This is a genomic window from Mesorhizobium sp. M0771 (genome assembly GCF_040320155.1).
In the GTDB taxonomy this organism is placed as follows: Bacteria; Pseudomonadota; Alphaproteobacteria; order Rhizobiales; family Rhizobiaceae; genus Mesorhizobium.
Genome location: NZ_JAMYPC010000021.1, coordinates 37,888 through 63,054, shown reverse-complemented (window position 1 = coordinate 63,054; position 25,167 = coordinate 37,888). Strand labels below are relative to the sequence as shown.

Sequence of the window (25,167 nt, the reverse complement as noted above, 5' to 3'; positions counted from 1 at the left end):
AAACCGGTACCTACTTTTTGGGATCATGCTCTAGCCGCTCTTCAGCATATAGCCGGCGCCGCGAACCGTATGCAGGATCGGCTTGTCGAAACCCTTCTCGATCTTGCCACGCAGGCGCGAGACGTGAACGTCGATGACGTTGGTCTGCGGATCGAAATGATAGTCCCAGACATTTTCGAGCAGCATGGTGCGCGTCACCACCTGGCCGGCATGGCGCATCAGATATTCGAGCAGGCGGAATTCGCGCGGCTGCAGCGTGATCTCGCGCGCCGCGCGCTTGACCGAATGGGACAGCCGGTCAAGCTCGAGATCGCCGACCCGGTAGACGGTTTCGGCCTCCCTGGCGCTGGCGCGGCGGTTCAGCACCTCGACGCGGGCGAGCAATTCGGAAAAGGCATAGGGCTTGGTCAGATAGTCGTCCCCGCCGGCGCGCAGACCGGTGACGCGGTCATCGACTTCGCCCAGCGCCGACAGGATCAGCACCGGCGTGGTGTTGCCGCGCGAGCGCAGGCCGGCAATGACGGAGAGCCCGTCGCGGCGTGGCATCATGCGATCGACGACCATCACGTCATAGTCGCCGGCATCGGCCAGCGCAAAGCCGGTTTCGCCGTCGCCGGCGACATGGGCGGTGTGCCCAGCCTCGGCAAAGGCCTTCTGCATATAGTCGGCCGCCTCGCGATCGTCTTCTATGACGAGAATCTTCATAGAGCCGTTATACGCGATTTCGCCGGAAGATTGAGGGGCCGCCATGAGCGCAAAAGCTTTCGTTCAAGCATGTCGTTTTGCCAAAACCGCAGTGCACTTTTGGGCGACATGCTTCGCTGTTAGAGCGGCAGCGGGCGATGGGGGCCCGCTGCCGCCGGGGGCAGAACACGATGACTGACTAACGCGATCGGCCCCTTGCTTCCCGTGCGGCGGCTCGGGGGTGTTGAAACCGCCGCACTGGAAACTGTGTGATGTCAGCCTTTGGCGACTGGCAGCGCGACGAAGCGGTTTGAATCGTCGCGGGTGATCTGCATCAGCACCGCCTTGCGGCCGGACTTGACCGCATCGGCCATCGCCTTGGCGACGTCGTCGGTGCCGTTCACCTCCGTCGAGTTGACCGAGGTGATGACATCGCCGGGCTGGATGCCGCGGTCGGCGGCATCGCTGTCGGGATCGACATCGGTCACCACCAGGCCCTTGCCGTTTTCCGACTTGGTGACGGTGAGGCCGAGATCGGCCAGCGCGGCGGGCTTTGCCGGTGCCGCGGGCTGCTGCGGGTCGGCCGAGGCCTGCTTGTCAGTGGATGGCAACGTGCCGAGATCGACCTTGATGGTCTGGCTCTTGCCGTCGCGCCACACCGTGACGTCGACCGACTTGCCGGGTGGGTAGGCGCCGATCAGACGAGCCAGTTCCTTCGGCGATGCGACGTCCTTGCCTTCGACCTGGGTGATCACGTCACCGGCGGTGATGCCGGCCTTCTTGCCGGGGCCACCGTCCTGGGCGCCCGAAACCAGAGCCCCGTTCTGCGACTTCAGGCCCAGCGATTCGGCGATGTCCGATGTAACCGGCTGGATTTCGACGCCGAGCCAGCCACGCTGCACCGAGCCGCTCTTCATCAGATCCTGCACCACCTGCTTGGCGGTCGAGGCCGGAATGTCGAAGGCGATGCCGACGCTTCCGCCCGACGGCGAGAAGATCGCGGTGTTGATGCCGACGACCTGGCCGTTAAGGTTGAAGGTCGGGCCGCCCGAATTGCCGCGGTTGACCGAAGCGTCTATCTGGATGAAGTCATCATAGGGACCGGCGCCGATATCACGGCCACGGGCCGAGACGATGCCGGCGGTGACGGTGCCGCCGAGGCCGAACGGATTGCCGACGGCCACCACCCAGTCGCCGACGCGAACCTTGGAATCGTCGGCGAAATCGACATAGGTGAACTTGCCGACGCCATCGACCTTGAGCACCGCCAGATCGGTGCGCGGATCGGTGCCGATCAGCTTGGCGTCAAGCTCCTTGCCGTCATTCATCACCACTGTGAAGGCGGAGCCTTCCTCGACGACATGGTTGTTGGTGACGAGATAGCCGTCATCGGAGATGAAGAAGCCAGAACCCTGCGCCACCGGACGCGGCTGGTCGTTGTTATGGTCGCGGTGGCTGAAGCGACGATTGCCGCCGTCATGGCCGTTCTGATCACCAAAGCCGCGGAATTGCTTGAAGAACTGGCGCAGCTGCGGATTGTCGGGCAGGTTGTTCATGCCGTCCGGATCGTCGGACTGGTCGGAGCCGTCATCGGCGGCAGGCTCGATCTTGGCCTTGACCTTGACGCTGACCACGGCCGGCGAAACGCGCTCGACGACATCGGCAAAGCCCGGCACCTGGGGCGCTTCGACCCGCACGGCGTCGGCCAGAACGGGAGCTGTACCAGTGGCAACGGCGCCGAAACCGATGCCGCCGGCAATGGCCAGCGAAGCGGCGGCGGCCAACAGGCGTTTGCGGGTGCGGGAATATGGGTTGGGGGCGATAGTCATGGGTCTCGTATCCTCTTTTCACTGGATGCGGCTCAGGCAGAGCATCCTCGGACAAGAGAAATAGAGAGGCGCACATTACGGCGCCATTTCCGGTGCATGAAAGTTTTGTAATGTTGGGCGGTCGCACAAATCGCTTGGTTGCGCTCGCCTGCTGCCCTATGGTGTACACAACTCAGCACAAGGCTTTCACAATGACAGCAAGCACCACCATGACCATTCGAGTCTCGTCCGAGACCAAGCTGAAGCTGGAGCAGATCGCTACCGATACCAGGCGTAGTAAATCGTTCCTCGCCGCCGAGGCGGTCTCAGCCTATGTCGATCGCGAGCTGGATATCATCGAAGGCATAAAACGTGGCATGGCCGACGCAGAGGCTGGCCGTGTCGTGCCCCACGACGACGCCATGGCGGAGCTCGACGCGGTGATCGAAGCAGCGAAAGCCAGGCGCGCAGGCAAGGCGTGAAGCGGTTCGTCACCTGGTCGCGAGAAGCGCTGGACGATCTCACGCAGCAAGTTGCCTTTATCGCTCAGGACAATCCTGCCGCCGCCCGACGCCTCGCGGACCGTATCCGTGAAATGGGCCGGGGCCTTGGTGATATGGCGACGGGCCGACCTGGCCGGGTAACAGGCACTTATGAGAAGCCCATCGGCCGCCTGCCCTACATCATTGCCTATGAATTGCGCCTGATCGCCGGCCGTCAGAGCATTGTTATCCTGCGCGCCATCCACACGTCGCGGGACTGGCCTTTGGAGGAATGGCCGAGCTAGTCGCTCAGCATCTTGTCCAGCGCCGCCTGTTCCTCGGCGCTCAGCGCCTTGGTTGCCAACGAGCGGCGGGAGCGTGTGGTCAGCACAATGAAAATGCCGCCGACTAGAAGCAGAAGCACCGGCGTGCCCCAAAGCAAGGCGTTGCGCGGGCTGAAGCGCGGCTTCAACAGCACGAACTCGCCGTAGCGCGACACGATATAGTCCATCACCTGCTGGTCGGTATCGCCGGCAACCAGGCGCTGGCGCACCAGGATGCGCAGGTCGCGGGCGAGGTCTGCATCGGATTCGTCGATGGACTGGTTCTGGCAGACCATGCAGCGCAGGCCTTCCGACAGGAGCCGCGCCCTCGCCTCGAGCGCCGGATCGGTGAGAACCTCGTCCGGTTTCACCGCTTGCGCGGCGACGGCAAACAGCAGCGCCAGAAGCAGGGTGAGCGAGGCCAACGAGAACCTGGTGCTCACGGCGCGCCTGCCGACGGCATGGAGGCTGCCTGCTTGCGGCGGCGCGAGGGTGCGCCAACCCGCAGGCGACGGTCGAGCAGCGACATTGCGGCTCCCGCCATCATCACCAGAGCTCCGCCCCAGATCAGCGTCACCAGCGGCTTCCACCACAGGCGCACCACGACGGATCCATCGGTGCCTTCATCGCCCAGCGACAGATAGAGCTGGTTGAAGCCGATCGTCTCGATGCCGGATTCGGTCGTCGTCGTCTGCCGCACCGGAAAGAAGCGCTTGGCCGAGGTGATTTCGGCTGAAACGCCGCCATCGGCGCCGATCAGGGAAAAGCGGCCGCGCTGCTCGCTGTAGTTCGGACCCTGCGCCGGGAAGAGGCCGTCGAAACGCAGCGTGTGGCCGGAGAGTTCGACGCTCTCGCCGGCATGCATCGACAGTATCCTTTCGGTGCCGAAGCACAGCGTGCCGACAATGCCGAGCGTCGTCAGCCCGAGGCCGAGATGGGCAAGTGCAGTGCCGAACACCGAACGCGGCAGGCCGGCGAAACGGCGCAGCATGATGGCGTGCGACACATTGCCAAAGCCGGACTTGACGGCGAGGTCGGTGAGCGCGCCGCAGACCAGCCAGCAGGCGAGGCCGACACCAAGGGCGGCGAACACCGACGCGCCGTCGATGAACAGCCCGGTGACCAGCATCGCCAGGAGAGCGGCGCCGAAAGCCGCCATCAAGCGCTGGGCGACGGCATAGAGGTCACCGCGCTTCCAGGCGAGCAATGGTCCGAAAGGAACCACGACCAGCAGCGGCACCATCAGCGGGCCGAATGTCAGGTTGAAGAAGGGGGCGCCGACTGAGATCTTGCCGGCCGAAAGCGCTTCGACCGCCAGCGGATAGAGCGTGCCGACCAGCACGGTGGCCGTGGCCGTGGTCAGGAACAGATTGTTGAGGACGAGTGCGCCTTCGCGCGAGATCGGGTGGAACAGGCCGCCGGCCGTCAGCCGCGAGGCGCGCAGCGCAAACAGGGCCAGCGAGCCGCCGATGAACAGCGTCAAAATGCACAGGATGAAGATGCCGCGGGTCGGATCGGTGGCGAAAGCATGCACCGAGGTCAGCACGCCGGAGCGCACCAGGAAGGTGCCGAGCAGCGACAGCGAGAAGGTGAGGATGGCAAGCAGCAGCGTCCAGATCTTGAGCGCCGAACGCTTCTCCATGACGATCGCCGAATGCAGAAGAGCCGTGCCGGCCAGCCACGGCATAAAGGAGGCGTTTTCGACCGGATCCCAGAACCAGAAGCCGCCCCAGCCGAGCTCGTAGTAGGCCCAGTAGGAGCCCATCGCGATGCCGCCGGTGAGGAACATCCAGGCGACCAGCGTCCACGGCCGCACCCAGCGCGCCCAGGAGGCATCGATGCGGCCTTCGATGAGGGCGGCGACCGAGAAGGAAAAGCAGATAGAGAACCCGACATAGCCGAGATAGAGCAGCGGCGGATGGATGGCGAGGCCAAGATCCTGCAGGACCGGGTTGAGATCGCGGCCCTCGATCGGCGCCGGATTGAGCCGGGTGAACGGATTGGATGTCGCCAGGATGAACAGGAAGAAGGTGGCGCCGATCGCCCCCTGCACGGCCAGCACATTGGCGCGCAGCGTCGCCGGAAGGTTGGAGCCGAAGACAGCGACCAGCGCACCGAAGAAGGTCAGGATCAGCACCCAGAGCAGCATCGAGCCTTCGTGATTGCCCCAGGTTCCGGTGATCTTGTAGATCAGCGGCTGCAGCGAATGCGAGTTTTCCCACACGCTCGCCACCGAGAAATCGGAACTTGCATAGGCGCCGGCGAGTGCTGCGAACGATAGCGCCGTGAGCGCGAAGCCTGTGACCGTGACGGGACCGCCGACAGCCATCAGCCTCTGGTTGCCGGTACGGGCGCCGATCAGCGGCACCAGCGTCTGCACCAGCGACAGCACAAAGGCGAGGACGAGCGCGAAGTGTCCGGTCTCAACCATTACTGGCTCTTGCTCTCTTGCCACACGCCCTTGGCCTTCAGCCCGTCAGCGACTTCCTTGGGCATGTAGCGCTCGTCATGCTTGGCCAGCACGCTGTCGGCGACGAAAACGCCGTCGGCGCCAAAGCTGCCTTCGGTGATGACGCCCTGCTCCTCGCGGAACAGATCGGGCAGGATGCCGGTATAGCTGACCTTGACCGATTTGTGCGTGTCGGTGACCGAGAACGCAACCGTCGCGCCCTGCCCGCGCACGACCGTGCCCTTTTCGACGAGGCCGCCGAGCCTGATGCGCTGTCCCGGCTGCAAGCTGGCGGTGGTCAGATCGGCGGGCATATAGAAATAGGAGGCCTTCTGGCCCAACGCATAGAAGGTCAGCCCGGTGGCGGCGCCGAGGAAGGCAAGACCTCCGACAATCACCGACAATCGCTTCTGCTTGCGCGTCATGTCCTACTCCGTCGCCGTCAGGCCGAGCGAGGCGGCAAAGGCGGTGAATTTCTTCGCTTCCTCACTGTCGGCGCCAAACACGGCAATACCGCGATGCAGCGCGTCCCGCGCCTGGTCGGCCTTGCCCAGCACAACATAGGAACGAATGAGCCGCATCCATCCTTCCGTGTCGCGCGGATTTTGCCGCAATTTTTCGTCGAGGCCGGCGACCATGGTTTCGATCATGGCCTGCCTGTCCCGCGGCGCCATCGACGAGGCGGCATCGACGGCTGCGGCGTCGGGGCCTTTGGCGGGCTCTCCTGACGCGACGCTGCGGTTGGCGGCCTCGGCCAGTGCCTGTTGGACAGCTCCGCGCCATGGCGAATCCTGCGGCAGGGAATCGAGCATTTTCTGCCAAGCCGTGGTTGCCTCGGGTATGCGGCCTTCCTGGGCCAGCGCCATCGCCAAATAGAACGAGGCTTTCGCGTTTGCCGGGTCGAGTTTTAGCGCCTGTTCGAAAGCGGATTGCGCATCGGCCGAAACGATGCCGCCGGCCGCATTGGCAATCGCTTCGCCGAGACCGGCCTCGCGGGCAGCCGTGTCGCCATCGAGGCGGATGGCATTGCGATAGGCGGTCACGGCATCGGGAAAGCGCTGCAGGCGCAGATAGATCGGGGCGAGCACGTCCCAGCCGCGTCCATCGCCAGGGTTGGCGGCAAGATGGGCCTCGGCGCGCGCCACCAACTCATCGACCGAACTATCGGCCGGATTCTTGGCCAGCCGTTCGGCAAGCGGCTGCGACGGCAGATCGGGCGAGCCGAGCTGGCTGTACATGCCCCAGCTGAGCAGCGGGACCATCAGCACCGCTGATGTCGCCACCAGCCTGGCCGCCTTTGACGGCTGCTGAAGCGTCGCGGCATCGGCCTGGCCGGCATTTCCCAGCCGAAGGATGCGGCGGGCGATTTCGGCGCGCGCCTCCTCGGCTTCCGCCGGCTGGATCAGGCCGCGCGCGGCGTCACGCTCGAGCTCGGCCAATTGATCGCGATAGACTTCGAGGTCATGGTCGCTGCTGGTCGGAGCGTCCGTGCCGCCGCCGGTCAGCGGCAGCAGCACCGCCAGGCTTGCGCCCAGCGTGAGGAGTGCGGCTATGACCCAGAACAGCATGGTTCTTCCAATAGAGCGAGAGCCCTGCTCTCACAACATGAGGTCGCTGCGACGCTTTGACGGGATTCCGACCCCGGCCCAATGTTCAGGTCAGCGGCGTCCAGCTGCCGTCGGCGTTGCGGCATGCGGTGCCCCGCGCGGTCTGGCCGCCCGTGCCGGTAAACACTGTATGGGTGTACTGGCGGCAATCCTGCGAGCCGACGCGGTAGGGCTGGGCCGCGACGACTTCGCCGGAATGGGCCGAACTGTCGCCCTTCCAGGTCACCTTCTGGCCGCTCGCGGTATATTCGAGCGCCTTGTACTCCGCCTCGAGCGCCTTGCGCTTCTCGGTGCTGGTCAGGCCGCTGCCGATCGACCCGCCGACGAGCCCGCCAGCCATGGCCGAGATGATCGTCGTCGCGACCTTGGCACCCGAGGGAGGTGACGCGGGCGGATTGGTGATGGAGATATCCGGGCCACTGCCCTTGCCCAGCGTTCCGCAGCCGGAAAGAGCGAGCAGTGCGGAAACGAGCGCAACGCGAATCTTCATGCCAACAACCGGTTTTCTTGAACGGGATGCGCTGGGGGCCGCGTCATCGGGGGCGTCAGGACGTCATACTATTGACATTTGTCGGAAATTTGGCCGTTTTTAACGGCTTTTGTGCAATCGAGGGGCCGCCATAACACAGGCATTCGGCCGTGTCGATTGGCCCTGGGCAGTACATCATTGCAAGCTCCGCAAGCGCACAACCGCCTTCAGCCCGCCCATCGTGGAGCGTTCCAGCGCCAGCGCCCCGCCATACTCGTTGACGAGGTCGGCAACGATGGCAAGTCCGAGCCCGGTTCCCGGCTTTGTCTCGTCGAGGCGCCGGCCGCGTTTCAAGACATCGCGGGCCTTGTCCTCGGGGATGCCGGGACCGTCATCCTCGATCGATAGCTCGAACAGGCCGGCTGCGGCCGGCGTGACGGATACGGCAACAGTGCTCTTCGCCCATTTCATCGCATTGTCGAGAAGGTTGCCGAGCAGTTCCTCCAAATCCTCGCGCTCGCCAGCAAAGACGATGTCGGCCGCCAGCAGCGTAAGCGACAGGCTGACATCAGGCTTGAGTTTTTGCAGCACGCGCACCATGCGCTGCACCAGCGGCGTCACCGGCGTGCGGTAGACGACGCTGTCGCGCTGCGCCGCGACCCGTGCCCGCTGCAGGTAGTGGTCGACCTGTTTCTGCATCGACGCCGCCTGGTCGGCGATGAGCTGGCCCTTGGCGCCGCCGAGAGCCCGGCCCTCATTGATCAGCACGGCGAGCGGCGTCTTCAGCGAATGGGCAAGGTTGCCGACCTGCGTACGCGAGCGCTCGACGATGCGCTTGTTGTTTTCGATCAGCGCATTGGTCTCGTTGGCGAGCGGCTCGATCTCGGCGGGAAACCGGCCATCGAGCCGCTGCGCCGTGCCTTCGCGCACCTGGGCAAGCGCGTTGCGAACCCGACGCAAGGGCTGGAGGCCGAGCAGGATAGCAATCGCATTGATGGCGATCATGCCGACGCCGAACAGGCTGAGATAGGTCAGCAATCGGCCCTGGAAGGTGGCGATCTCCTGTTCGAGCTCGGTCTTGTTGCCCATCACGCGGAAGCGCGCGGCGCGGTTCTTGGCATCGAGCACGAATTCGCTCTCGAACACTTCGAGCTGCTCGTCGCCGATACCGTCGGTGGAGTAGCTGCGCTGGAAGCTCGAATTGAACGGCACCTCGGCGACGGTCGGCGACGGGATCGTCGTGGTCATCGAGGACGAATGAAGGTTGCCGTGCACACCTTCGGAAGCCGGCTCCACCGACCAGTACCAGCCCGAATTCGGCTCCGAGAAGCGCAGGTCGCCAAGGTCGGGAGCACCGGTGAGCTGGCCGGATTCGGAAACGCCGACCGAGCCGATCAGATTGAACAGATGCGCCGACAGCAGGCTGTCGAAGCCGCGCTCGCTGGCCTGGCGGTAGAGCGTGGTGATCAGAGTGAAGATGACGATCAGGGTGAGGATCGCCCAGATCGTGGAAAAGCCGATGACGCGGAAGGCCAGCGAGCGCGGCCAGAGCCGCGCCGAAAAAGGCTTCCTTGCTGGTATGGGGAGCGGTTCCGCCTTACGCCTCCGGCTCACGCATGCGATAGCCCATGCCGCGCACGGTTTCGATCATGTCGATGCCCATCTTCTTGCGCAGCCGGCCGACAAAGACCTCGATGGTGTTGGAATCGCGGTCGAAATCCTGGTCGTAAAGATGCTCGACCAGCTCGGTGCGCGACACCACCTCGCCCATATGGTGCATCAGATAGGCCAGCAGGCGGAACTCATGCGAGGTCAGCTTCAGCGGCACGCCGTTGACATCGGCCTTGGAGGCCTTGGTGTCGAGGCGCAGCGGCCCGCAAGTGAGCTCGGACGAGGCATGGCCGGCGGCGCGGCGGATCAGCGCCCTCACCCTGGCCAGCACCTCCTCGATGTGGAACGGCTTGGTGACATAGTCGTCGGCGCCGGCATCGATGCCCGACACCTTGTCGCTCCAGCGGTCGCGCGCTGTCAGGATCAGCACCGGCATCTTGCGGCCGTTGCGGCGCCAGCGCTCGACGACGCTGATGCCGTCCATCTGCGGCAGGCCGATGTCGAGCACGACGGCATCGTAGGGCTCCGTGTCGCCGAGGAAATGCCCCTCCTCGCCGTCATAGGAGCGGTCGACGACATAGCCGGCATCGACCAGCGCGTCGGCCAGCTGCCGGTTGAGATCCTTGTCATCTTCTACGACGAGTACGCGCATGATCGGTCAGGCCTGTTGATGGGTCAGATATAGGCCGATTCCGGTGGTCTGGGAAACGAGCCCTGCAAGAGGGAAGATTGGATCAGTTCGCCGGGACGACGATCTCGGAACGGCGCGGACGCTGGCCGTCCTTGCCCGGCACAAGCACGACGATGACGCAGACCTCCTGGCCGCCACGCGTCGTCTGCGAAGCCTTGGCCAGCGTGCCGCCATTCTGCTCGGCAACCTGCTGGCCGATCGCGTAGCAATCCGCCGCGGCTGCCGGCGTCGCTTGCGACGCCAACAGGCCGGCCGCTGTGAGCGCCAGTATCGCGGTTCTGACATGAGAGCGAAGCGTTTTCATGGTCGGCGTTGTAACGCAACTGTGCTGAACGTGAAATGAACGGTGAACGGGTGAAAATCCATCCCCGCAATACCCCCTGCGCGCGCAACGAATGAATGCGATCCTACCGCCCAGTCCCTCAGACCGGGCAATGGATTCATAACCGGAAAACCGGCTGCGCGGCTATGGTGTTTGCGCGCAGGTTCTCAATTCGCAGCCAGATTGGGAACAGGTCAAGGCGAGACCATTCTGAAGGGCCGCCCTAAATAGCGCGGGAAACGCCAAATCATCGGAGTGCGCCATGACGGATAAAGACCTTGCCGACCTTTACCGGGGCTATATCGCTTGCCTGAATGCCCAGGACTGGGCGAAACTTGGAGACTTTGTCGGCGACGAGGTGCAGCACAATGGCGAAATGCTCGGCCTGTCGGGTTATCGCCGTATGCTCGAAGGCGATTTCGAGGCGATTCCCGACCTCCGCTTCAACATCGAACTGCTGGTCTGCCAGCCGCCGCGCGTGGCGGCGCGCCTGCATTTCGACTGTCATCCCAAGGGCGTGCTGTTCGGCCTGCCGGTGAACGGCAAGCGCGTGTCGTTCGCTGAGAATGTTTTCTACGAATTCGGAGAGGGTCGCATCCGCGAGGTGTGGTCAGTCATCGACAAGGCCGAGATCCAGGCGCAGATCTAGGTTGCTTCAATCACTTTGTTCGGTGAGAGCGCGTATCCGCAGCACCCCGTGGTAGAGCGCCAGGTCCTCGTCGTAGCGGGCCTCGGCGAACTCCAGCGACAGGCGGGTCTGGTCGCGCGAGCCGGTGGCGAAAGCGGCGCCGTCAAGGCGCGCCCGGATGCTGTCCATAATCAGACGCGTCTCGGCCTCGCCTTGCGCCTTCGACCAGACATGCAGCGTGATGAGCTGGTCGTCATCATTGTCGGCGCCGGTGTCCAGATCGAATGCGCTGGTCCTGCCATAGGTCACATAAGGGAAGGCGGCACTGTCGGCCGCCTGCTCGCGCAACCCGGCGCCGCCGAGCAGCGCCGTCAGCGAGGCATCGCTCTTCAATCTCATGAACAAGGCTTGCAGCAAATCGCCGGGCGCCGTCATCGTCGTCTCCGTTCGCCTGTCACGCTTTGAACAACCTCAGTTTCGCGCGCAACCTAACCGCGTTGCACGGATTTCGCCAGATGACGATCCGCCTGATGGAAGGCGGCGAATCGGGCGGCATGGCCCTTTCACGGACCGGGTTCTATTTGGCATGCGGGGAGTTTCAAGAAGGGTGTTATGAGGAGCCCTGTTTTCTCCGGCAATTCGAGGTCATTTCATGCGAACGCCACCGCTGCTGCCGGCTTTTGGAAAGCTTGGCGTCAAGCCCCCGGTCGCGATTGCGGCAGCACCCGCCCTGTCGAAGAGGACCGTGGCCCTGCGCATGCGCGAGATACTTTCAATGCATGGCGGCCTGGCCTTGAAGCTGTCGGTGGTGGCCTGGACAATCCTGATCCTGGCGGCGGCATTTTTCATGTCAAGGGCCTGATGCCGATATGGCAAACCGCTACGCGTTGTCGCATGGACGAGCCCGAGAGCTGGACTATCTTCGACATCTTCACCGGCCAGCCTGTCGAGCTTAAGCAACAGGTAATGGTGGCCATGAATTTGCGGGATGCGGAAGCGATGGCCGACCGCCTGAACAGCCGGGACGTCAAGCGGCGGGCAAAAGCCGACCGCAAGTCCTGAGGCACGCTGATCTCAGCCGCTCTGATTGCAAGACGAACGCGCGCTAGCCGAAATCCGCGGCTGTGAGCACATATATGCTCTTGCGGGTGCGAGCGTAGGCCTTGCTGGCAATGTCATGGATGGAGCTGGACGCGGTGTCGAAGGCCGCCAGATAGGTGGCTTCGGCGGTCGCCGTCCCTGATGGCGCCTTCGAGAGGGCATCGGCGGCGACAGAGAAGGAAATCTGGAACATGCCGTCATGGCCGACAAAGCGGATGCGCTTGCCGGCCTCGTCATAGAAGCGGCTTGGATTGGGGAATGTCAGGCTCATGACGTGCCCCCCTTCGGCGCGGCGGCGGCTTTCTTGACTGTCGCCCGCTTCTTCTTCGGTGTCGGGTTCAAGGCTTCCGCGACGCGGTCGGCCTCTTCCTTGGCCAGGCGCAATTCCCTGAGCCTTGCCGTCTTGATCTCCCTGGCCCTCGCTTCGGACATGTAGTCGGAGGTTGCCTTGTTGCGCTCGGCCGTCTTCTTCTGCTTGTCCATGAAGCGGGCTTCAGCTTTTTCCATGATGCTCTGATTGCCTTCGGCCATCGCATAAATCTCCTCGTGCCTGAAATTGTGAAATCGAACTTACGATATAAATAGTCGCTTTGGCCTCGAAATTCAATTTTTCGAAAATATCTAGGCGCCTCGCGACGTTTCGAACCCGGCAGACATCATAATACTTTTTAACATTTAATTTTGGCCACGAATAATTTTTGGCACTCCTATCTATCGAGTGCCAACACGCCTATAAGAACGGCGCGGTCGCCTATGCCGGCCCCAGAAAGAAGTTCTCATGAAGTTTCGGCCACTCCACGACCGCGTCGTCATCCGGCGCGCCGAAGGCGATACCAAATCCAAGGGCGGCATCATCATTCCCGACAATGCCAAGGAAAAGCCGCAGGAAGGCGAAGTCATCGCCGTTGGGCCGGGCGCACGCGACGAAAACGGCGCGCTTGTTCCGCTCGACGTCAAGGCCGGCGACTTCATCCTGTTCGGCAAATGGTCGGGCACCGAGGTCAAGATCGACGGCGAGGACCTGCTGATCATGAAGGAAGCCGACATTATGGGCGTGATCGACAAGAGCGAGACGGCCGCTATCGGAAAGAGCGGGACGGTCGTCACCGAGAAGAGCGTCAAAGCCAAGAAGGCCGCTTGACCGGTCTGGCTTTGCCAGGCTCCGGCGAGCCGCTTGCTTCACCACACCAACGGGATTGAAAAAAATGTCTGCCAAGGAAATCAAATTCGCCACTGACGCGCGCGACCGCATGTTGCGCGGCGTCGAGATCCTCACCAATGCGGTGAAGGTCACGCTCGGCCCCAAGGGTCGCAACGTCATCATCGACAAGGCCTATGGCGCGCCGCGCATCACCAAGGACGGTGTGACGGTGGCCAAGGAAATCGAGCTTGCCGACAAGTTCGAGAACATGGGCGCGCAGATGGTGCGCGAAGTGGCTTCGAAGACCAACGACCTCGCCGGTGACGGCACCACCACCGCCACGGTGCTGGCCGCAGCGATCCTGCGCGAAGGCGCCAAGCTGGTTGCCGCGGGCATGAACCCCATGGACCTCAAGCGTGGCATCGACCAGGCTGTCGCCGCCGTGGTCAAGGACATCAAGGCGAAGGCCAAGAAGGTCAAGTCGTCGGCCGAGATCGCGCAGGTCGGCACCATCGCCGCCAATGGCGATGCCAGCGTCGGCGCCATGATCGCCAAGGCGATGGACAAGGTCGGCAATGACGGCGTCATCACCGTCGAGGAGGCCAAGACCGCCGACACCGAACTCGACGTCGTCGAAGGCATGCAGTTCGACCGCGGCTATCTCTCACCCTATTTCGTCACCAATGCCGACAAGATGCGCGTCGAACTGGAAGAGCCTTACGTGCTCATCCACGAGAAGAAGCTCGGCAATCTACAGGCGATGCTGCCGATCCTCGAAGCAGTGGTGCAGAGCGGCAGGCCGCTGCTGATCATCTCGGAAGACGTCGAAGGCGAAGCGCTGGCGACGCTGGTCGTCAACAAGCTGCGCGGCGGCCTCAAGGTCGCGGCCGTCAAGGCGCCGGGCTTCGGCGATCGCCGCAAGGCGATGCTGGAAGACATCGCCGTGCTGACATCGGGCCAGATGATTTCAGAGGATCTCGGCATCAAGCTCGAAAACGTCACCATCGAGATGCTTGGCCGCGCCAAGCGCGTACTGATCGAGAAGGACACCACCACGATCATCGACGGCGCCGGCACCAAGGCGACCATCCAGGCGCGCATCGCGCAGATCAAGGGCCAGATCGAGGAGACCACGTCCGACTATGACAAGGAGAAGCTGCAGGAGCGGCTGGCCAAGCTCGCCGGCGGCGTCGCCGTGATCCGCGTCGGCGGCGTCACCGAGTCTGAAGTGAAGGAAAAGAAGGACCGCATCGACGACGCGCTGAATGCGACGCGCGCGGCGGTGGAAGAAGGCATCGTGCCCGGCGGTGGCGTGGCGCTTCTGCGCGCAAGATCGGCTCTGGCCGGCCTGACCGGCGCCAATGACGATGTGACCGCCGGCATTTCGATCGTGCTCAGGGCGCTTGAAGCGCCGATCCGCCAGATCGCCGAGAATTCCGGTGTCGAAGGCTCGATCGTCGTCGGCAGGCTGTCCGACAGCAAGGACCACAATCAGGGCTTTGATGCCCAGAACGAGGTCTATGTCGACATGATCAAGGCGGGCATCGTCGATCCGGCGAAAGTGGTGCGCACCGCACTGCAGGATGCCGGCTCGATTGCAGCGCTTCTGATCACCGCCGAAGCGATGATCACCGACGTTCCGGCCAAGGATGCGGCGCCTGCGGGCGGCGGTGGCGGCATGGGCGGCTACTGACCATCGCCCGAAAATTGCCCGCCTGGGAATCTGGGCGGGCATAAATCAGAACAGGCTGCCGGGGACATTTCCCCGGCGAGCCAGGAATTTCCGTCAGTCAGTCAAGACCAGTCAGCAACGACAGGGAGATCGACAGATGATCACATTTGCCCCGAAGCCAAACGCTGTATCCGCGACCAAGCCGGCGGAGGAGAGCCGCTTCGATCGCATCCGCCGGATTGCCGCGGACAAGCACAGGCAGGCCGATGCCGGGCCGATTCGCCGCGAGCCGTCGAAGACCGGCGACAAGCGGCCGATGTGACGGCTGCCAACCTCACGACATCGGCAACGCTCCGCCCTCTTCGGTGCGGCGGGCAATGAACTCGTGTCGAGCACATCGGATGTGGCAACGGCCGACGCCGGCGGCTGGAAGTCGGCCAGCGTCCGCTTCCAGATGCCGGTGGCGCGCTCGGTGGCCGACTTCGAACCGGACTGCGTCCAGCTGCCGAAATTCGACCAATCGGCGACCAGCGGCTCGTAGAAGGCGGTGCGGTAGCGCGTCATGGTGTGGCCGGCGGAGAAGAAATGCCCGCCCGGCTGGACTTCAGCGATCGCCTCGAAGCCGATCGAATCCTCGTCGCCGGGGGTCGTAGCGCAGAGTTCGGCAACCGTCTGCAATGCCTCGATATCGGTGATCAGCTTCTCGTAGGAGACGCTGAGGCCACCCTCCAGCCAGCCCGCGGCATGGATGCAGACGGTGGCGCCGGCAAGCACCGAGCCCCACAGCGCGAACTGCGTCTCGTGCGCCGCCTGCACATCGGGAATGTTGGCCGCACTGCCGCCGCCGGACCGCCAAGGCAGGCCGGTGAAGCGGGCCAGCTGACCGGCGCCCAGCGTCGCCTTGACGTGCTCGGGCGTGCCGAAGGCCGGTGCGCCGGACTTCATGTCCACATTGGAGGAGAAGGATCCGTAAACCACCGGTGCGCCCGGCCGCACCATCTGCGCCAGCGCGAGACCAGCCAGCGCCTCGGCATGCTGCAGCGTCAATGCGCCGGCGACGGTGATCGGCGCCATGGCGCCGGCCAGGCAGAAGGGCGTGATGATGGACACCTGGCCGGCCTTGGCGAAGTCGATGATGCCCTGCGCCATCGGGATATCGAGCTGGCGCGGCGAATTGGTGTTAATGACGGTATAGCAATGGACGCCGGCAAGGAACTCGTCCTGCGAGAGGCCGCGCGCCAACCGGATCATCTCGAACCCGTCCTCGACCTGCGGCGTGCCACGGGCGAAGACGAAGGGAAACTTGTCCGACAGGGTCAGCTGCGCACGGTTGACGGCATAGTGGCGCAAACGGTTGTCGACATCCTGAGGCTCGATCCAGGGGCCGAGCATATGCAGCACGTCGAAATTCTGAACAAGCTTGGTCAGTTCTTCGAAAGCGGCGAGCGTGCCCGGACGCCGTCCGCGTTCGAGATCGGTGACGTTGGGCGCCCCGGCTCCGGCGAGGAACGTCATCGAGCCGAGTTCGAGGGTGAGGTCGCGGCTGCGATTGCCCGCCAGCGCCCGGATGGATTTCGGCGCCGAGGCCAGTGCGGCGGTGACGATATCGCGGCCGATGCGCACCATCTGGCTGTCCTCATCGACCAGCGCACCGGCTTTGGCGTAGATCGCCCGTGCCTCCGGCGGCAGCACCTTGATGCCGAGCTCTTCCAGCACGCGCAACGCCGTGCCGTGGATGGCCGCGACCCGGTCGTCCGAAAACACCGGCTGCGGCAGGAACGGGTTCTTGAGCGAGCGATAGTTCGGGTGGCGGCTTGACCCGCTGCCGGCCTCACCGGTGTGCCCGCGCCGGCGCTCGCGCCTGGTCTCCCTTATAATGTCATCGACCATGGCCAAAACTCCTCATTGCCGCATCGCCTGCCCTCGGGGTCGTATGGCGAGGCCGGAATAATTCGCGCCGGCCGCTCGACGCCGACAATGTGCACCCAAAGCGCGGTCCCCTCCCCGGCGAATTCGTCCCCCAGCAACGTCAGCGCGACGCTTTTGCCTATTGTGTAGCCATAGCCGGCTGAGGCGACGAAGCCGACGCGCCGGCCCTTGTGCCAGACTGGCTCGAAGCCACTGGCGTCGGCATCGACGGCGTCGACCTCCAGCGTCACGATCCGGGCGGCGCTCAACAAACCGTGCGGTGTGGCCTGGCTGCCCTTGTGAGCCGGGCTGAAATGGAAGAATAGTCTTCGCCGGGTATGCCCGCCCTGAAATTGCCCGCTTGCGGTTCTCAGGTGGGTTGGGTGAGTTTCGGGAATGGCCAGTCCTTTAGAACGACGTCCAAGACGAAGAGGTCCGATCGCCGCCGCACTGCTGGCGGTGGACGCGTGGATCGATTCCTCGCTCTACGAAATCGGCTTCAAGGCCGGCCAGTTCTGGGAATCGGCGACCATTTTTTCGCGGCGCTTCCGAGTCACCGGCTGGCGACGCGGCATCATCGAGGTGCTGAGCGAAGGTTTTACGATGGGCGCCGGCGGCGTCGTCGTGCTGCTCGCACTCGCGATGCCGGCCTTCCAGATCACCACTGGCGACTGGCGCAGTCAGGGCGATTTCGCCGTCACCTTCCTCGATCGCTACGGCAACGAGATTGGCCAGCGCGGCATCATCCAGCGCGATTCCGTGCCTGTCGACGAGATGCCGGACCATGTCATCAAAGCAGTGCTGGCGACCGAGGACCGGCGCTTCTTCGAGCACTACGGCATCGACGTGCTCGGCCTGTCGCGCGCCATCTTCGAGAATGTGCGGGCCAATTCCGTCGTCCAGGGCGGCTCCAGCATCACCCAGCAGCTGGCCAAGAACCTGTTCCTGTCGAATGAGCGGACCTTCCAACGCAAGATCAAGGAAGCCTTTCTGTCGCTGTGGCTGGAGGCCAATCTGTCGAAGAAGGAGATCCTGCAGCTCTATCTCGACCGCGCCTATATGGGCGGCGGCACGTTCGGCATCGAGGCGGCGGCGGATTTCTATTTCGGCAAGAGCGTCAAGGATCTGAACCTCGCCGAGGCGGCGATGCTGGCCGGCCTGTTCAAGGCGCCGACCAAATACGCCCCGCACATCAACCTGCCCGCCGCCCGTGCTCGCGCCAATGTGGTGCTGTCGAACCTCGTCGATTCCGGTTTCATGACCGAAGGCCAGGTGCTGCAGGCAAGGCTGCATCCGGCCGAGATCGTCGACCGCGGCGAGCAGAAGAGCCCGGACTATTACCTCGACTGGGCCTTCGATGAGGTCAAGAAGATCGCCAAGCCCGGCCAGCATTCGCTGGTCGCCCACACCACTTTCGACGCCAACATCCAGAAAGCGGCGGAGGAATCCGTCGAATTCCATCTCCGCCAGTTCGGCAAGGAATACAACGTCACCGAGGGCGCCGTTGTAGTGATCGAGACCAATGGCGCGGTGCGGGCCATTGTCGGCGGCCGCGACTATGGCGCAAGCCAGTTCAACCGCGCCACCAAGGCGCTGCGCCAGACCGGCTCCTCGTTCAAACCTTACGTCTACGCCACCGCCATGGAGCACGGGTTCACCCCGGACTCCGTCGTCTCAGGCGGGCCGATCAGCTGGGGCGGCTGGTCACCGCACAATTACAATGGCGGCTCGGCCGGCAATGTGACGCTGATCACGGCGATCGCCAAATCGATCAACACCGTGCCGGTACGGCTGGCCAAGGACTATCTCGGCATCGAACCGATCAAGGCGATGGCCGAATCATTCGGCGTGGAATCGCCGCTGGAGTCGCACAAGACCATGGTGCTCGGCACATCGGGCATGACGGTCATGGACCAGGCGACGGGCTACAGTGTGTTCGCGCAGAACGGCTTCGCCGGCTCGCGGCACGGCATCACCCAGCTCGTCACCCGCACCGGCGATGTCGTCTACGACTTTGCCAAGGATGCGCCGGCGCCGCATCGGGTTCTGTCGGAACAGGCTCTGAAATACATGAACACCATGCTGGCTGCGGTGCCGGCGATCGGCACCGCGCGGCGCGCGCAGCTGCCCAACATCGTCGTCGCCGGCAAGACGGGGACGACGCAATCCTACCGCGACGCCTGGTTCGTCGGCTTCACCGGCAATTACACCGCTGCCGTCTGGCTCGGCAATGACGACTTCACCCCGACCCGCAACATGACCGGAGGCACGCTGCCGGCGATGGTGTGGCAGCGGCTGATGGTCTACGCGCACCAGAATATCGACCTGAAGCCGATCCCCGGCCTCGACAAGCCCTTCGTCGACGAAGAGATCGCGGCCAAAGCCGAGGAAGCGGAGAAGAAAAACGCCGATCAGGCAGCCGCCGATGCCGCGGCCGAGCGCCCGGCGGTGCTGTCCAGCCGCACGACACAGACGCTGCGCGAGATGACCAAGGTGTTCCAGGCCGCGCCCGTGCTCGGCTCGCCGCAGACACCGGAGACCCTGTCGGCGCTTTGATTCCACAGCGCTGCTTGCTCTGTGGCCTGCCCCGCTATATCCCCGAACGATAATTCTCTCGTCCCGGTTCTTCATGCTCAAGACCGCCTTTTTCACGCTGCTTTCGCTTGCCATAGCCATCGGCCTCGGCGGCGGCAGCGTCTGGTATGCGCTGCAGGCGCAGAGCGGCGTCGGCGCGATCAGCATCGGCCAATGGACCGCCTTCCCCGAGATCGGCACGCAAGATGCCGACCCCTATTCGAAGGCGCGCGTGGCGCGCGAGGGCGTGCTGGCGCTCGGCAAGGCGGAAGGCTTGTCCTTCATCGCCGAACGCGATGCGGCCGGCGATGAGCTTCAGCGGCAATGCGACTACAGGATCGAAGGCAGTTTCCCGACCGCCCGGTTCTGGACGCTCTATGCCGCGGATCAATCGCTCGGCGTGGTCGACACCGGCAAGCCGAGGCTGGCGGCGCTGCAATCCTACCAGGTGCTGCGTCAGCCCGACAATTCGGTGATCATCGCCGTCGGCAACCGTCCGGCCCCCGGCAACTGGCTTCTGACCGAAGGTTTTGGCCGGATGTATTTCGTGCTCACCTTCTACGACACGCCGATTGCCTCAAGCACCGGCCTTTCCGACGTGTCGCTGCCCCGGATCGTCAAGGCTGGCTGCAATGCGTAGGTTGCTGCACGCCATCCTGCTCGGCCTGCTCGGCGCCGGCATCGTCCACATCGTGGTGCTTTTGCTGGTGCCGGAATTTACCGAGCGCGATGCCTGGTCACGGCTGGCGATGGCGTCCGACCTCTACAAGATGACCAGGCTGGATGCCGAGGCGGGCGGCGCGCCGGTGGTGAAGTCGGTGGATCCGCTGTTTTACGCCGCCGCCTGCCGCTTCGACCTTGCCGAAGGCGTGGTGCGGATCAAGGCGCCGGGCAGCGTGCCGTTCTGGTCGGTGTCGGTCTATGACCGCAACGGCCACAATTTCTATTCATTCAACGACCGCACGGCGACCGGCAACAAGCTGGACACCGTGGTGCTGACGCCGGCACAGATGATCGACGTGCGCAGGGAGCTTCCCGAAGACCTGCAAGGGGCGATCTTCGTCGAGGCGCCGATCGAGGAAGGCATCTTCGTCATCCGCGCCTTGGTGCCTGACGACAGCTGGAAGCCGGTTGTGTCGCAGTTCCTGGACCAGAGCTCCTGCGAACTGCAGGACTACTGACCTCACCCCGACGACCAGCAAATTCAGTGGTGCGGAACAGGCGTCCGTGGTGTGCCCGGCTGGTCCGCCGGTCGCGCCTGGCCCGCCAATGGCGGATGCTCGTAGCGGACGCCGGGAAAAATGATCACCGCCGCCGGCGTACCGGTGTCCTGAACTGCTCGATTGACTGGTGCCGATCGCGGCACGAAAGACAGTACCATGCCCATGGTTCGCGTATTCCTCTCGGTTGCCCCGGAGCACAACGCAACGCCTCCAAATGTGATTAAGGCAGGCAGAGGGTTAACGGAGCGCTAACGGATCGCGGCTAATTTGATGTTTGTTCCGGGCCTTGCGCGAAACCGACACAGTTGCGGTTGAGCATGGTCCGGGTTGTGTCGAGTGTCGGGCGTATCTTCCGTGTCAGCTTCGGATTTCAGGCAAATCGCCATACGGACGGAATCGGGAAAAGCCGAAAGGCTGTTTCGCGCCGCCGTGTCGGCGTTCTGCTCGCTGACCCGCCCATCGCGCCGCGAGATCGCCCAGCTCGAGGATCTGACGCTGCCGCTGTTCGACAGCGTGCCGGTCGAATCGCGCCGCTATGTCGCCGCCGCCCTGTCCGAATGCGAATATGCGCCGGCCGCCCTGGTGCGGCGGCTTTGCGAGGAGCCGGTCGATGTCTGCGCGCCCTTGCTGGTCCGTTCGCGGGCGCTGGGCGACATCGACCTGATCGCGTTGATCGGCCGCCACGGCCTGCCGCATGCGCGCGCCATTGCCCGCCGCAAGGATTTGAACCCGACCATCGCGCAGTTGATCAAGGCGCTGGAAAAGCCGACCCTGGTGCGCGTGCGGCAGCCCGAGCCGATCGCCGACGTGGCGGGCGACGGTGCCGAAGCCGCTGCCGCCGCTCCCAGCGCACCAAAACTGCCCGGCAGCGCCGCCGAAACCGCCAGGCGCCGCCTGCGCTCGATGATGCTCGCCGAGGGCGAGGCGACATCGGTCAATCCCTTCGTCGGCTCAGCAACTTACAGCAAGCTGCGCGAGACGGCGCTGACCGGCAAAGCCGCCTTCTTTCAGACCGCGCTTGCCGACGCGCTCGACATCGACTTCTCCACGGCGCGGTCGCTGACCGAGCATTCGAGCTATGTCTCGTTGCTCGCCGCGCTGCGGGCGCTCGACCTCAGCGAGGACAGGGCATTCCTGATCGTGGTCGCGGTTTACCCCCGGGAGTTTCCGCACCCGCAGGCGATCCGCATCTTCCTCGACCGATACCGGCTGCTGCACCACGAGGCGGCGCTCGACAAGGTGCGCGGCTGGAAGGCCGAAACATTGTCGCGAGCGGTGCGCGGCAACACCCCTGTCGCCGCGAATGGCGACCAAGCGCCGGACGTCGACAAAGCCAGCCTAGGGGCCAGCCTCAAGGCGTCTTGACGGAGAGAAGCTCCTCGACGGAAACCGTTGCGGCCTCGATCTCGACCACCCAGATGTCGGGATCGAATTTTTTCTCCCGCTCAAGCCTGGCGTCAAGCGCGGCGGCATCGTCGCCGGCGCCGAGCAGCGTGAAAAAGCGATCATCCGGTTTGTCCGAATCGTAGCTCGTCTGCGGCGCCGGGCCGAACAGGGAGACGTCGCCCAGCCTGCCGCGGGAGAGCACGAAGACAGCGCCGGCCTCGGTCGCGCCGCGCTTGACGACGGCCGCAAAGCCGCCGGCGCCGAAAACACGGCGCAGCAGGGCCGACACCCAAAACTCGGTGGTTACGCGCATGACGAGGCTCCGGAGGACATGCGCGGCGTCTTAGCCGGATTTTCGTCTATCCGCGAGCGGTCGTCTTGACCACTCAATTGGTCAGGCCGATCTCGCGCATCTTGACGTAGACGACCTCGTCGGGCTCGCCCGTTTCCGGCAGGCCGAACAGCGACTGGAATTCCTTGATCGCCGCCTTGGTGCGGGCGCCGACGACGCCGTCGAGCTGCATGTCGTCATTGCCGAATGCCTTCAGGCCGGCCTGGATCTTGACGATGCGGGCATCGGGCGCCTGGGCGGATGCCGGCGCGGAAACCGGGATGGGCGCAGGCGCGGCCTCGGGCGCGGCAACTCGAGCGGCGGCCATATCCACGGGCCGTGGCAGCGGATGCGGGATGCCAGCTGTGGTCTGCTTGGCGCCGAGCTGGTCGAGCAGCACGGCGTCGATCTCACCGGAGGCCGGCAGGCCAACTTTCTGCTGGTAGGCCTGGATCGCCTTTTGGGTATTCGGCCCGGAAATGCCGTCGACCGTTCCCGTGTAGAAATCGAGATCCTTCAGGATGCCCTGGACCTGCTCGACGGTCGGGTCGCTTTTGACCGGTGCCGGGCCGGGCCGCAGGATGTTGATGGTGGTTTCGGGTTCGTCCCCGCCGGGGTGCGGAAAACCCTCGATGCTGCGGGTGGCGAAGAAGGCGCCGGCATGCGGAAACGGCTGGTACCACAGCGCGTTGGCGGAAACGTAGAACAGCGTCACCAGGAAGGCGGTCGACCCGCCGACCAGGACCGGATTGCGCGAGATCGCGCCGCCGAGCGCAATCGCGCCGGCCTCGAACGCGCCGCTGCGGCGCTTGACCGCCTTAGGCTGTTTTGCGGAGCGAGCCATTCCTGTCCCCTTTCGCGTCGCCTTTCGTCCTGGTCGCGGGCATCGGCAGCACGCCGTTCCTGTCGGTCGCGCTCCTCTTCGGCCCGTTCACCGGCAGGCTGATCGTGACCGTCGTCCCCTCGCCCGGCATGCTTTCGATCGACATCGTGCCGTCGTGCAGCGCCACCAGGCCCTTGACCAGCGACAGGCCGAGCCCGGTGCCCTCGAAGCGGCGCGTATAGTCGTTCTGGATCTGCATGAACGGCTTGCCGAGATTGACAAAATCTTCCTCGGCGATGCCGATGCCGGTGTCCCTGACCCAGAAATGCAGCCGCGAGCCGATCCGCTTGGCGCCGACGACGACATTGCCGCCATCGGGCGTGAACTTGACCGCATTGGAGACGAGGTTGATCAGGATCTGCTGCACGGCACGACGGTCGGCATTGATCTCCCCGGCGTCCGGCGCAATCTGCGCCTGGAGATCGATGTTCTTGGCATTGGCCTGCAGCTGCATCATCGACTGGCACATCTCGACCGCTTCGATAAAGCGGAACGGCTCGGGCTCGGTCGCGTAGGCGCCGGCCTCGATCCTCGAGACATCAAGGATGGAGGTGACGACGGCAAGCAGATGCTGGCCCGACTCCTTCACCAGGCCGACATACTCCTTCTGGCGCGGGTCCTTGAAGCCGCCGAACATCTCATGCAGCAGCATGTCGGAAAAACCGATGATGGCGTTGAGCGGCGTCCGAAGCTCATGGCTGACGACCGCCAGGAAGCGGCCCTTCGCCACCTCGGCCGACGCTGCGGCCTCAGTGGCGGCAGCAAGCTCGTCGCGCAATTCGGCAGTCTCGTCGTTCTCGCGCAGCAGCAGAGTGAAGGTCTCCTGCTGCTCTTCGGCGCGCATCAGTTCGAGCTGAAATGGCCGGTAATTGTCGGCCGTCGAGGCGCTGCCGTCCTGCGGGAGCCTAACCCGAAGATCGAGCCGGCGCGCCAGGGCGCCATCGCGCATGTCGGCAAGCGCGCTGAGATAAGCGACGCGATCGGACAGGTGGATGCGGTCGAACAGCCCGGCGCCGAAAAGCAGTTCCGGGGGCAGCTTCAGGATGGTGCGCGCCTTGGCCGAGGCATCCAGGACCTCGCCATGCCGGGCGACATGCAGGACAACGGCGTCGATCATGTCTTCAAGGCGGTCGTTTGGAAGCAGCGCGGGCTGCGCGCGTGCGGCATCGCCTAGGGCTGCGAGCCGGGGAACCAGCGTCAGGCCCCAGGCGAGCGGCAGCAGCCAGTGCCACGCCGCGACTTGCGCCCCTCCGAGCGGGACGACAGAGCCGACAAAGGGCTGCAGCAGCATTGCGGCCAAGGTTGAGAGGCCGCCCCAAAGTGCCGCGCGCTTTGAACCGCCGATCCACCAGGCCTCGAATGGCAGTGCCAGGGCCAGCAGCGCAACCGGCGACGCCAGGCCGCCTGCTGCCGCGACGGCGCCGGCAAGGGCAAGACCGCCGGCGGCAAGGGCAACCTGGGCTGCCAGCGTCATCTTACCCGACGCCGCCACCAGCAAGGCGGCGAACCAGCAAAGACCGAAGGCGGCGAAAATGGTTGCGACGGTGACGGCGGCGCCCATGCCCGAGGTGACCAGTGTCACCGCCGCACCGGCGGCGAAGAACGGAGCGGCAAGCATGATGCCGATGAACCGGCGCTGGCGCAGGCGATCGCCCTGGCCGATGATGGCCGGATGGACCATGCGTTCGCAACCGGCCGCCAGCGCGCCAGGCAGTTCAATATATCTGGCAGTTGTCAAACTCAACGCACTCGCACCCGGTCGTGACTGCCCCTGCTTTGCAGGTCGCTTTTGCTTGTTTGAAACTCGCATCCAGCGTTTAAGGAATGAATAAGGCTGACCGGAACAACGAGCGCGCTGCGGCAAAAATTGGAGC

The 25,167-nt window shown here is 64.3% G+C and carries 29 protein-coding genes and 1 pseudogene; 12 read left to right on the top strand and 18 right to left on the bottom strand.

The annotated features are described in order from the left end of the window. Positions 1–30: 30 nt before the first annotated feature. Positions 31–705, bottom strand: coding sequence for a response regulator transcription factor (locus NKI05_RS26455; RefSeq protein ID WP_023670185.1), 675 nt, complete (start codon positions 703–705; stop codon positions 31–33). Positions 706–959: 254 nt separating this feature from the next. After that, positions 960–2,513, bottom strand: a complete 1,554-nt coding sequence (locus NKI05_RS26450; RefSeq protein ID WP_023702184.1) for a Do family serine endopeptidase — start codon at positions 2,511–2,513, stop codon at positions 960–962. A gap of 191 nt (positions 2,514–2,704) precedes the next feature. Here NKI05_RS26450 and NKI05_RS26445 point away from each other — a divergent pair, with 191 nt between their 5' ends. Together NKI05_RS26445 and NKI05_RS26440 are read left to right on the top strand one after the other, a co-directional pair. Next, positions 2,705–2,974, top strand: coding sequence for a CopG family ribbon-helix-helix protein (locus NKI05_RS26445; RefSeq protein WP_023684527.1), 270 nt, complete (start codon positions 2,705–2,707; stop codon positions 2,972–2,974). After that, complete coding sequence (locus NKI05_RS26440; protein ID WP_023670182.1) at positions 2,971–3,279, top strand: type II toxin-antitoxin system RelE/ParE family toxin; 309 nt, start codon at positions 2,971–2,973, stop codon at positions 3,277–3,279. The genes NKI05_RS26445 and NKI05_RS26440 overlap by 4 nt, the downstream gene beginning before the upstream one ends. On the opposite strand, the gene NKI05_RS26435 is transcribed toward NKI05_RS26440, so the two are convergent. The 8 genes from NKI05_RS26435 to NKI05_RS26400 form a co-directional block, all read right to left on the bottom strand. Continuing rightward, on the bottom strand, positions 3,276–3,740 hold the full coding sequence (locus NKI05_RS26435; protein WP_352793493.1) for a cytochrome c-type biogenesis protein: 465 nt from the start codon (positions 3,738–3,740) through the stop codon (positions 3,276–3,278). The genes NKI05_RS26440 and NKI05_RS26435 overlap by 4 nt on opposite strands. Further along, positions 3,737–5,728 carry a heme lyase CcmF/NrfE family subunit gene (locus tag NKI05_RS26430; RefSeq protein ID WP_023684529.1) on the bottom strand — a complete coding sequence of 664 codons (1,992 nt, stop codon included), beginning with the start codon at positions 5,726–5,728 and terminating at the stop codon, positions 3,737–3,739. The genes NKI05_RS26435 and NKI05_RS26430 overlap by 4 nt, the downstream gene beginning before the upstream one ends. After that, entirely contained in the window at positions 5,728–6,171 is a 444-nt protein-coding gene (ccmE, locus tag NKI05_RS26425; RefSeq protein WP_023670179.1) for a cytochrome c maturation protein CcmE, read from the bottom strand. Before ccmE ends, NKI05_RS26430 begins: the two co-directional genes overlap by 1 nt. A 3-nt stretch (positions 6,172–6,174) precedes the next feature. Further along, positions 6,175–7,314, bottom strand: a complete 1,140-nt coding sequence (ccmI, locus tag NKI05_RS26420) for a c-type cytochrome biogenesis protein CcmI (protein WP_023698582.1) — start codon at positions 7,312–7,314, stop codon at positions 6,175–6,177. 85 nt (positions 7,315–7,399) lie between these two features. After that, positions 7,400–7,843 (bottom strand): RT0821/Lpp0805 family surface protein, encoded by a 444-nt coding sequence (locus tag NKI05_RS26415; protein WP_023670177.1) that lies wholly within the window; start codon positions 7,841–7,843, stop codon positions 7,400–7,402. Between the two features lie 174 nt (positions 7,844–8,017). Then, positions 8,018–9,436, bottom strand: coding sequence for an ATP-binding protein (locus tag NKI05_RS26410; protein WP_352793490.1), 1,419 nt, complete (start codon positions 9,434–9,436; stop codon positions 8,018–8,020). After that, positions 9,420–10,085: a response regulator transcription factor gene (locus NKI05_RS26405; RefSeq protein WP_023670175.1), complete on the bottom strand. Its 666-nt coding sequence runs from the start codon at positions 10,083–10,085 to the stop codon at positions 9,420–9,422. The genes NKI05_RS26410 and NKI05_RS26405 overlap by 17 nt, the downstream gene beginning before the upstream one ends. Before the next feature lie 82 nt (positions 10,086–10,167). Further along, on the bottom strand, positions 10,168–10,428 hold the full coding sequence (locus NKI05_RS26400) for a hypothetical protein (protein WP_023670174.1): 261 nt from the start codon (positions 10,426–10,428) through the stop codon (positions 10,168–10,170). 280 nt (positions 10,429–10,708) lie between these two features. On the opposite strand from NKI05_RS26400, the gene NKI05_RS26395 reads away from it, so the two are divergent. Continuing rightward, entirely contained in the window at positions 10,709–11,095 is a 387-nt protein-coding gene (locus tag NKI05_RS26395; protein ID WP_023684533.1) for an ester cyclase, read from the top strand. Between the two features lie 6 nt (positions 11,096–11,101). Here NKI05_RS26395 and NKI05_RS26390 read toward each other — a convergent pair whose 3' ends face one another. Continuing rightward, a complete protein-coding gene (locus NKI05_RS26390; RefSeq protein ID WP_023670173.1) occupies positions 11,102–11,509 on the bottom strand; it encodes a DUF3168 domain-containing protein in 408 nt (135 codons plus the stop codon). Positions 11,510–11,726: 217 nt separating this feature from the next. Here NKI05_RS26390 and NKI05_RS26385 point away from each other — a divergent pair, with 217 nt between their 5' ends. Then, positions 11,727–11,936, top strand: a complete 210-nt coding sequence (locus NKI05_RS26385; protein WP_023670172.1) for a hypothetical protein — start codon at positions 11,727–11,729, stop codon at positions 11,934–11,936. A gap of 32 nt (positions 11,937–11,968) precedes the next feature. Beyond that, positions 11,969–12,136, top strand: a complete 168-nt coding sequence (locus tag NKI05_RS26380) for a hypothetical protein (RefSeq protein WP_245261983.1) — start codon at positions 11,969–11,971, stop codon at positions 12,134–12,136. A 43-nt stretch (positions 12,137–12,179) separates the two neighbouring features. Here NKI05_RS26380 and NKI05_RS26375 read toward each other — a convergent pair whose 3' ends face one another. Both NKI05_RS26375 and NKI05_RS26370 read right to left on the bottom strand, forming a co-directional pair. Further along, positions 12,180–12,446, bottom strand: a complete 267-nt coding sequence (locus NKI05_RS26375) for a DUF1488 family protein (RefSeq protein ID WP_023670170.1) — start codon at positions 12,444–12,446, stop codon at positions 12,180–12,182. Next, on the bottom strand, positions 12,443–12,706 hold the full coding sequence (locus NKI05_RS26370) for a hypothetical protein (protein WP_023670169.1): 264 nt from the start codon (positions 12,704–12,706) through the stop codon (positions 12,443–12,445). Before NKI05_RS26370 ends, NKI05_RS26375 begins: the two co-directional genes overlap by 4 nt. A 247-nt stretch (positions 12,707–12,953) precedes the next feature. Here NKI05_RS26370 and NKI05_RS26365 point away from each other — a divergent pair, with 247 nt between their 5' ends. The 3 genes from NKI05_RS26365 to NKI05_RS26355 all read left to right on the top strand — a co-directional run bounded on the left by NKI05_RS26365 (position 12,954) and on the right by NKI05_RS26355 (position 15,310). Beyond that, positions 12,954–13,316, top strand: a complete 363-nt coding sequence (locus tag NKI05_RS26365) for a co-chaperone GroES (protein ID WP_023816453.1) — start codon at positions 12,954–12,956, stop codon at positions 13,314–13,316. A gap of 64 nt (positions 13,317–13,380) precedes the next feature. Next, a complete protein-coding gene (gene groL, locus NKI05_RS26360) occupies positions 13,381–15,009 on the top strand; it encodes a chaperonin GroEL (protein WP_023816454.1) in 1,629 nt (542 codons plus the stop codon). 136 nt (positions 15,010–15,145) lie between these two features. Then, positions 15,146–15,310 carry a hypothetical protein gene (locus NKI05_RS26355; protein WP_023705441.1) on the top strand — a complete coding sequence of 55 codons (165 nt, stop codon included), beginning with the start codon at positions 15,146–15,148 and terminating at the stop codon, positions 15,308–15,310. Positions 15,311–15,322: 12 nt separating this feature from the next. Here the strand turns inward: NKI05_RS26355 and NKI05_RS26350 are convergent. Together NKI05_RS26350 and NKI05_RS26345 are read right to left on the bottom strand one after the other, a co-directional pair. Beyond that, positions 15,323–16,878 (bottom strand): annotated as a pseudogene (locus NKI05_RS26350) (trimethylamine methyltransferase family protein). After that, positions 16,860–17,165, bottom strand: a complete 306-nt coding sequence (locus NKI05_RS26345; RefSeq protein WP_023727644.1) for a glycine cleavage T C-terminal barrel domain-containing protein — start codon at positions 17,163–17,165, stop codon at positions 16,860–16,862. Before NKI05_RS26345 ends, NKI05_RS26350 begins: the two are co-directional and overlap by 19 nt. A gap of 127 nt (positions 17,166–17,292) precedes the next feature. Between NKI05_RS26345 and NKI05_RS26340 the strand changes: the two genes are divergently transcribed. From NKI05_RS26340 to NKI05_RS26325, 4 genes are all read left to right on the top strand, one after another. Continuing rightward, positions 17,293–19,452 carry a transglycosylase domain-containing protein gene (locus NKI05_RS26340; protein WP_023816456.1) on the top strand — a complete coding sequence of 720 codons (2,160 nt, stop codon included), beginning with the start codon at positions 17,293–17,295 and terminating at the stop codon, positions 19,450–19,452. Between the two features lie 73 nt (positions 19,453–19,525). Beyond that, positions 19,526–20,110: a DUF1214 domain-containing protein gene (locus NKI05_RS26335; RefSeq protein WP_023670163.1), complete on the top strand. Its 585-nt coding sequence runs from the start codon at positions 19,526–19,528 to the stop codon at positions 20,108–20,110. After that, the gene (locus NKI05_RS26330; protein WP_023702197.1) at positions 20,103–20,651 is read left to right on the top strand and encodes a DUF1254 domain-containing protein; all 549 of its coding nucleotides are present in this window, start codon (positions 20,103–20,105) and stop codon (positions 20,649–20,651) included. Before NKI05_RS26335 ends, NKI05_RS26330 begins: the two co-directional genes overlap by 8 nt. A gap of 396 nt (positions 20,652–21,047) precedes the next feature. Beyond that, positions 21,048–22,058 carry a DUF2336 domain-containing protein gene (locus NKI05_RS26325; RefSeq protein WP_023816457.1) on the top strand — a complete coding sequence of 337 codons (1,011 nt, stop codon included), beginning with the start codon at positions 21,048–21,050 and terminating at the stop codon, positions 22,056–22,058. On the opposite strand, the gene NKI05_RS26320 is transcribed toward NKI05_RS26325, so the two are convergent. From NKI05_RS26320 to NKI05_RS26310, 3 genes are all read right to left on the bottom strand, one after another. Further along, a complete protein-coding gene (locus NKI05_RS26320) occupies positions 22,045–22,392 on the bottom strand; it encodes a DUF1491 family protein (RefSeq protein ID WP_023670160.1) in 348 nt (115 codons plus the stop codon). The two genes, NKI05_RS26325 and NKI05_RS26320, sit on opposite strands and share 14 nt — an antisense overlap. A gap of 73 nt (positions 22,393–22,465) precedes the next feature. Next, positions 22,466–23,254: a peptidoglycan-binding domain-containing protein gene (locus tag NKI05_RS26315; protein WP_023816459.1), complete on the bottom strand. Its 789-nt coding sequence runs from the start codon at positions 23,252–23,254 to the stop codon at positions 22,466–22,468. Beyond that, a complete protein-coding gene (locus NKI05_RS26310) occupies positions 23,229–24,974 on the bottom strand; it encodes a sensor histidine kinase (protein WP_023816460.1) in 1,746 nt (581 codons plus the stop codon). The genes NKI05_RS26315 and NKI05_RS26310 overlap by 26 nt, the downstream gene beginning before the upstream one ends. Positions 24,975–25,167 lie beyond the last annotated feature (193 nt).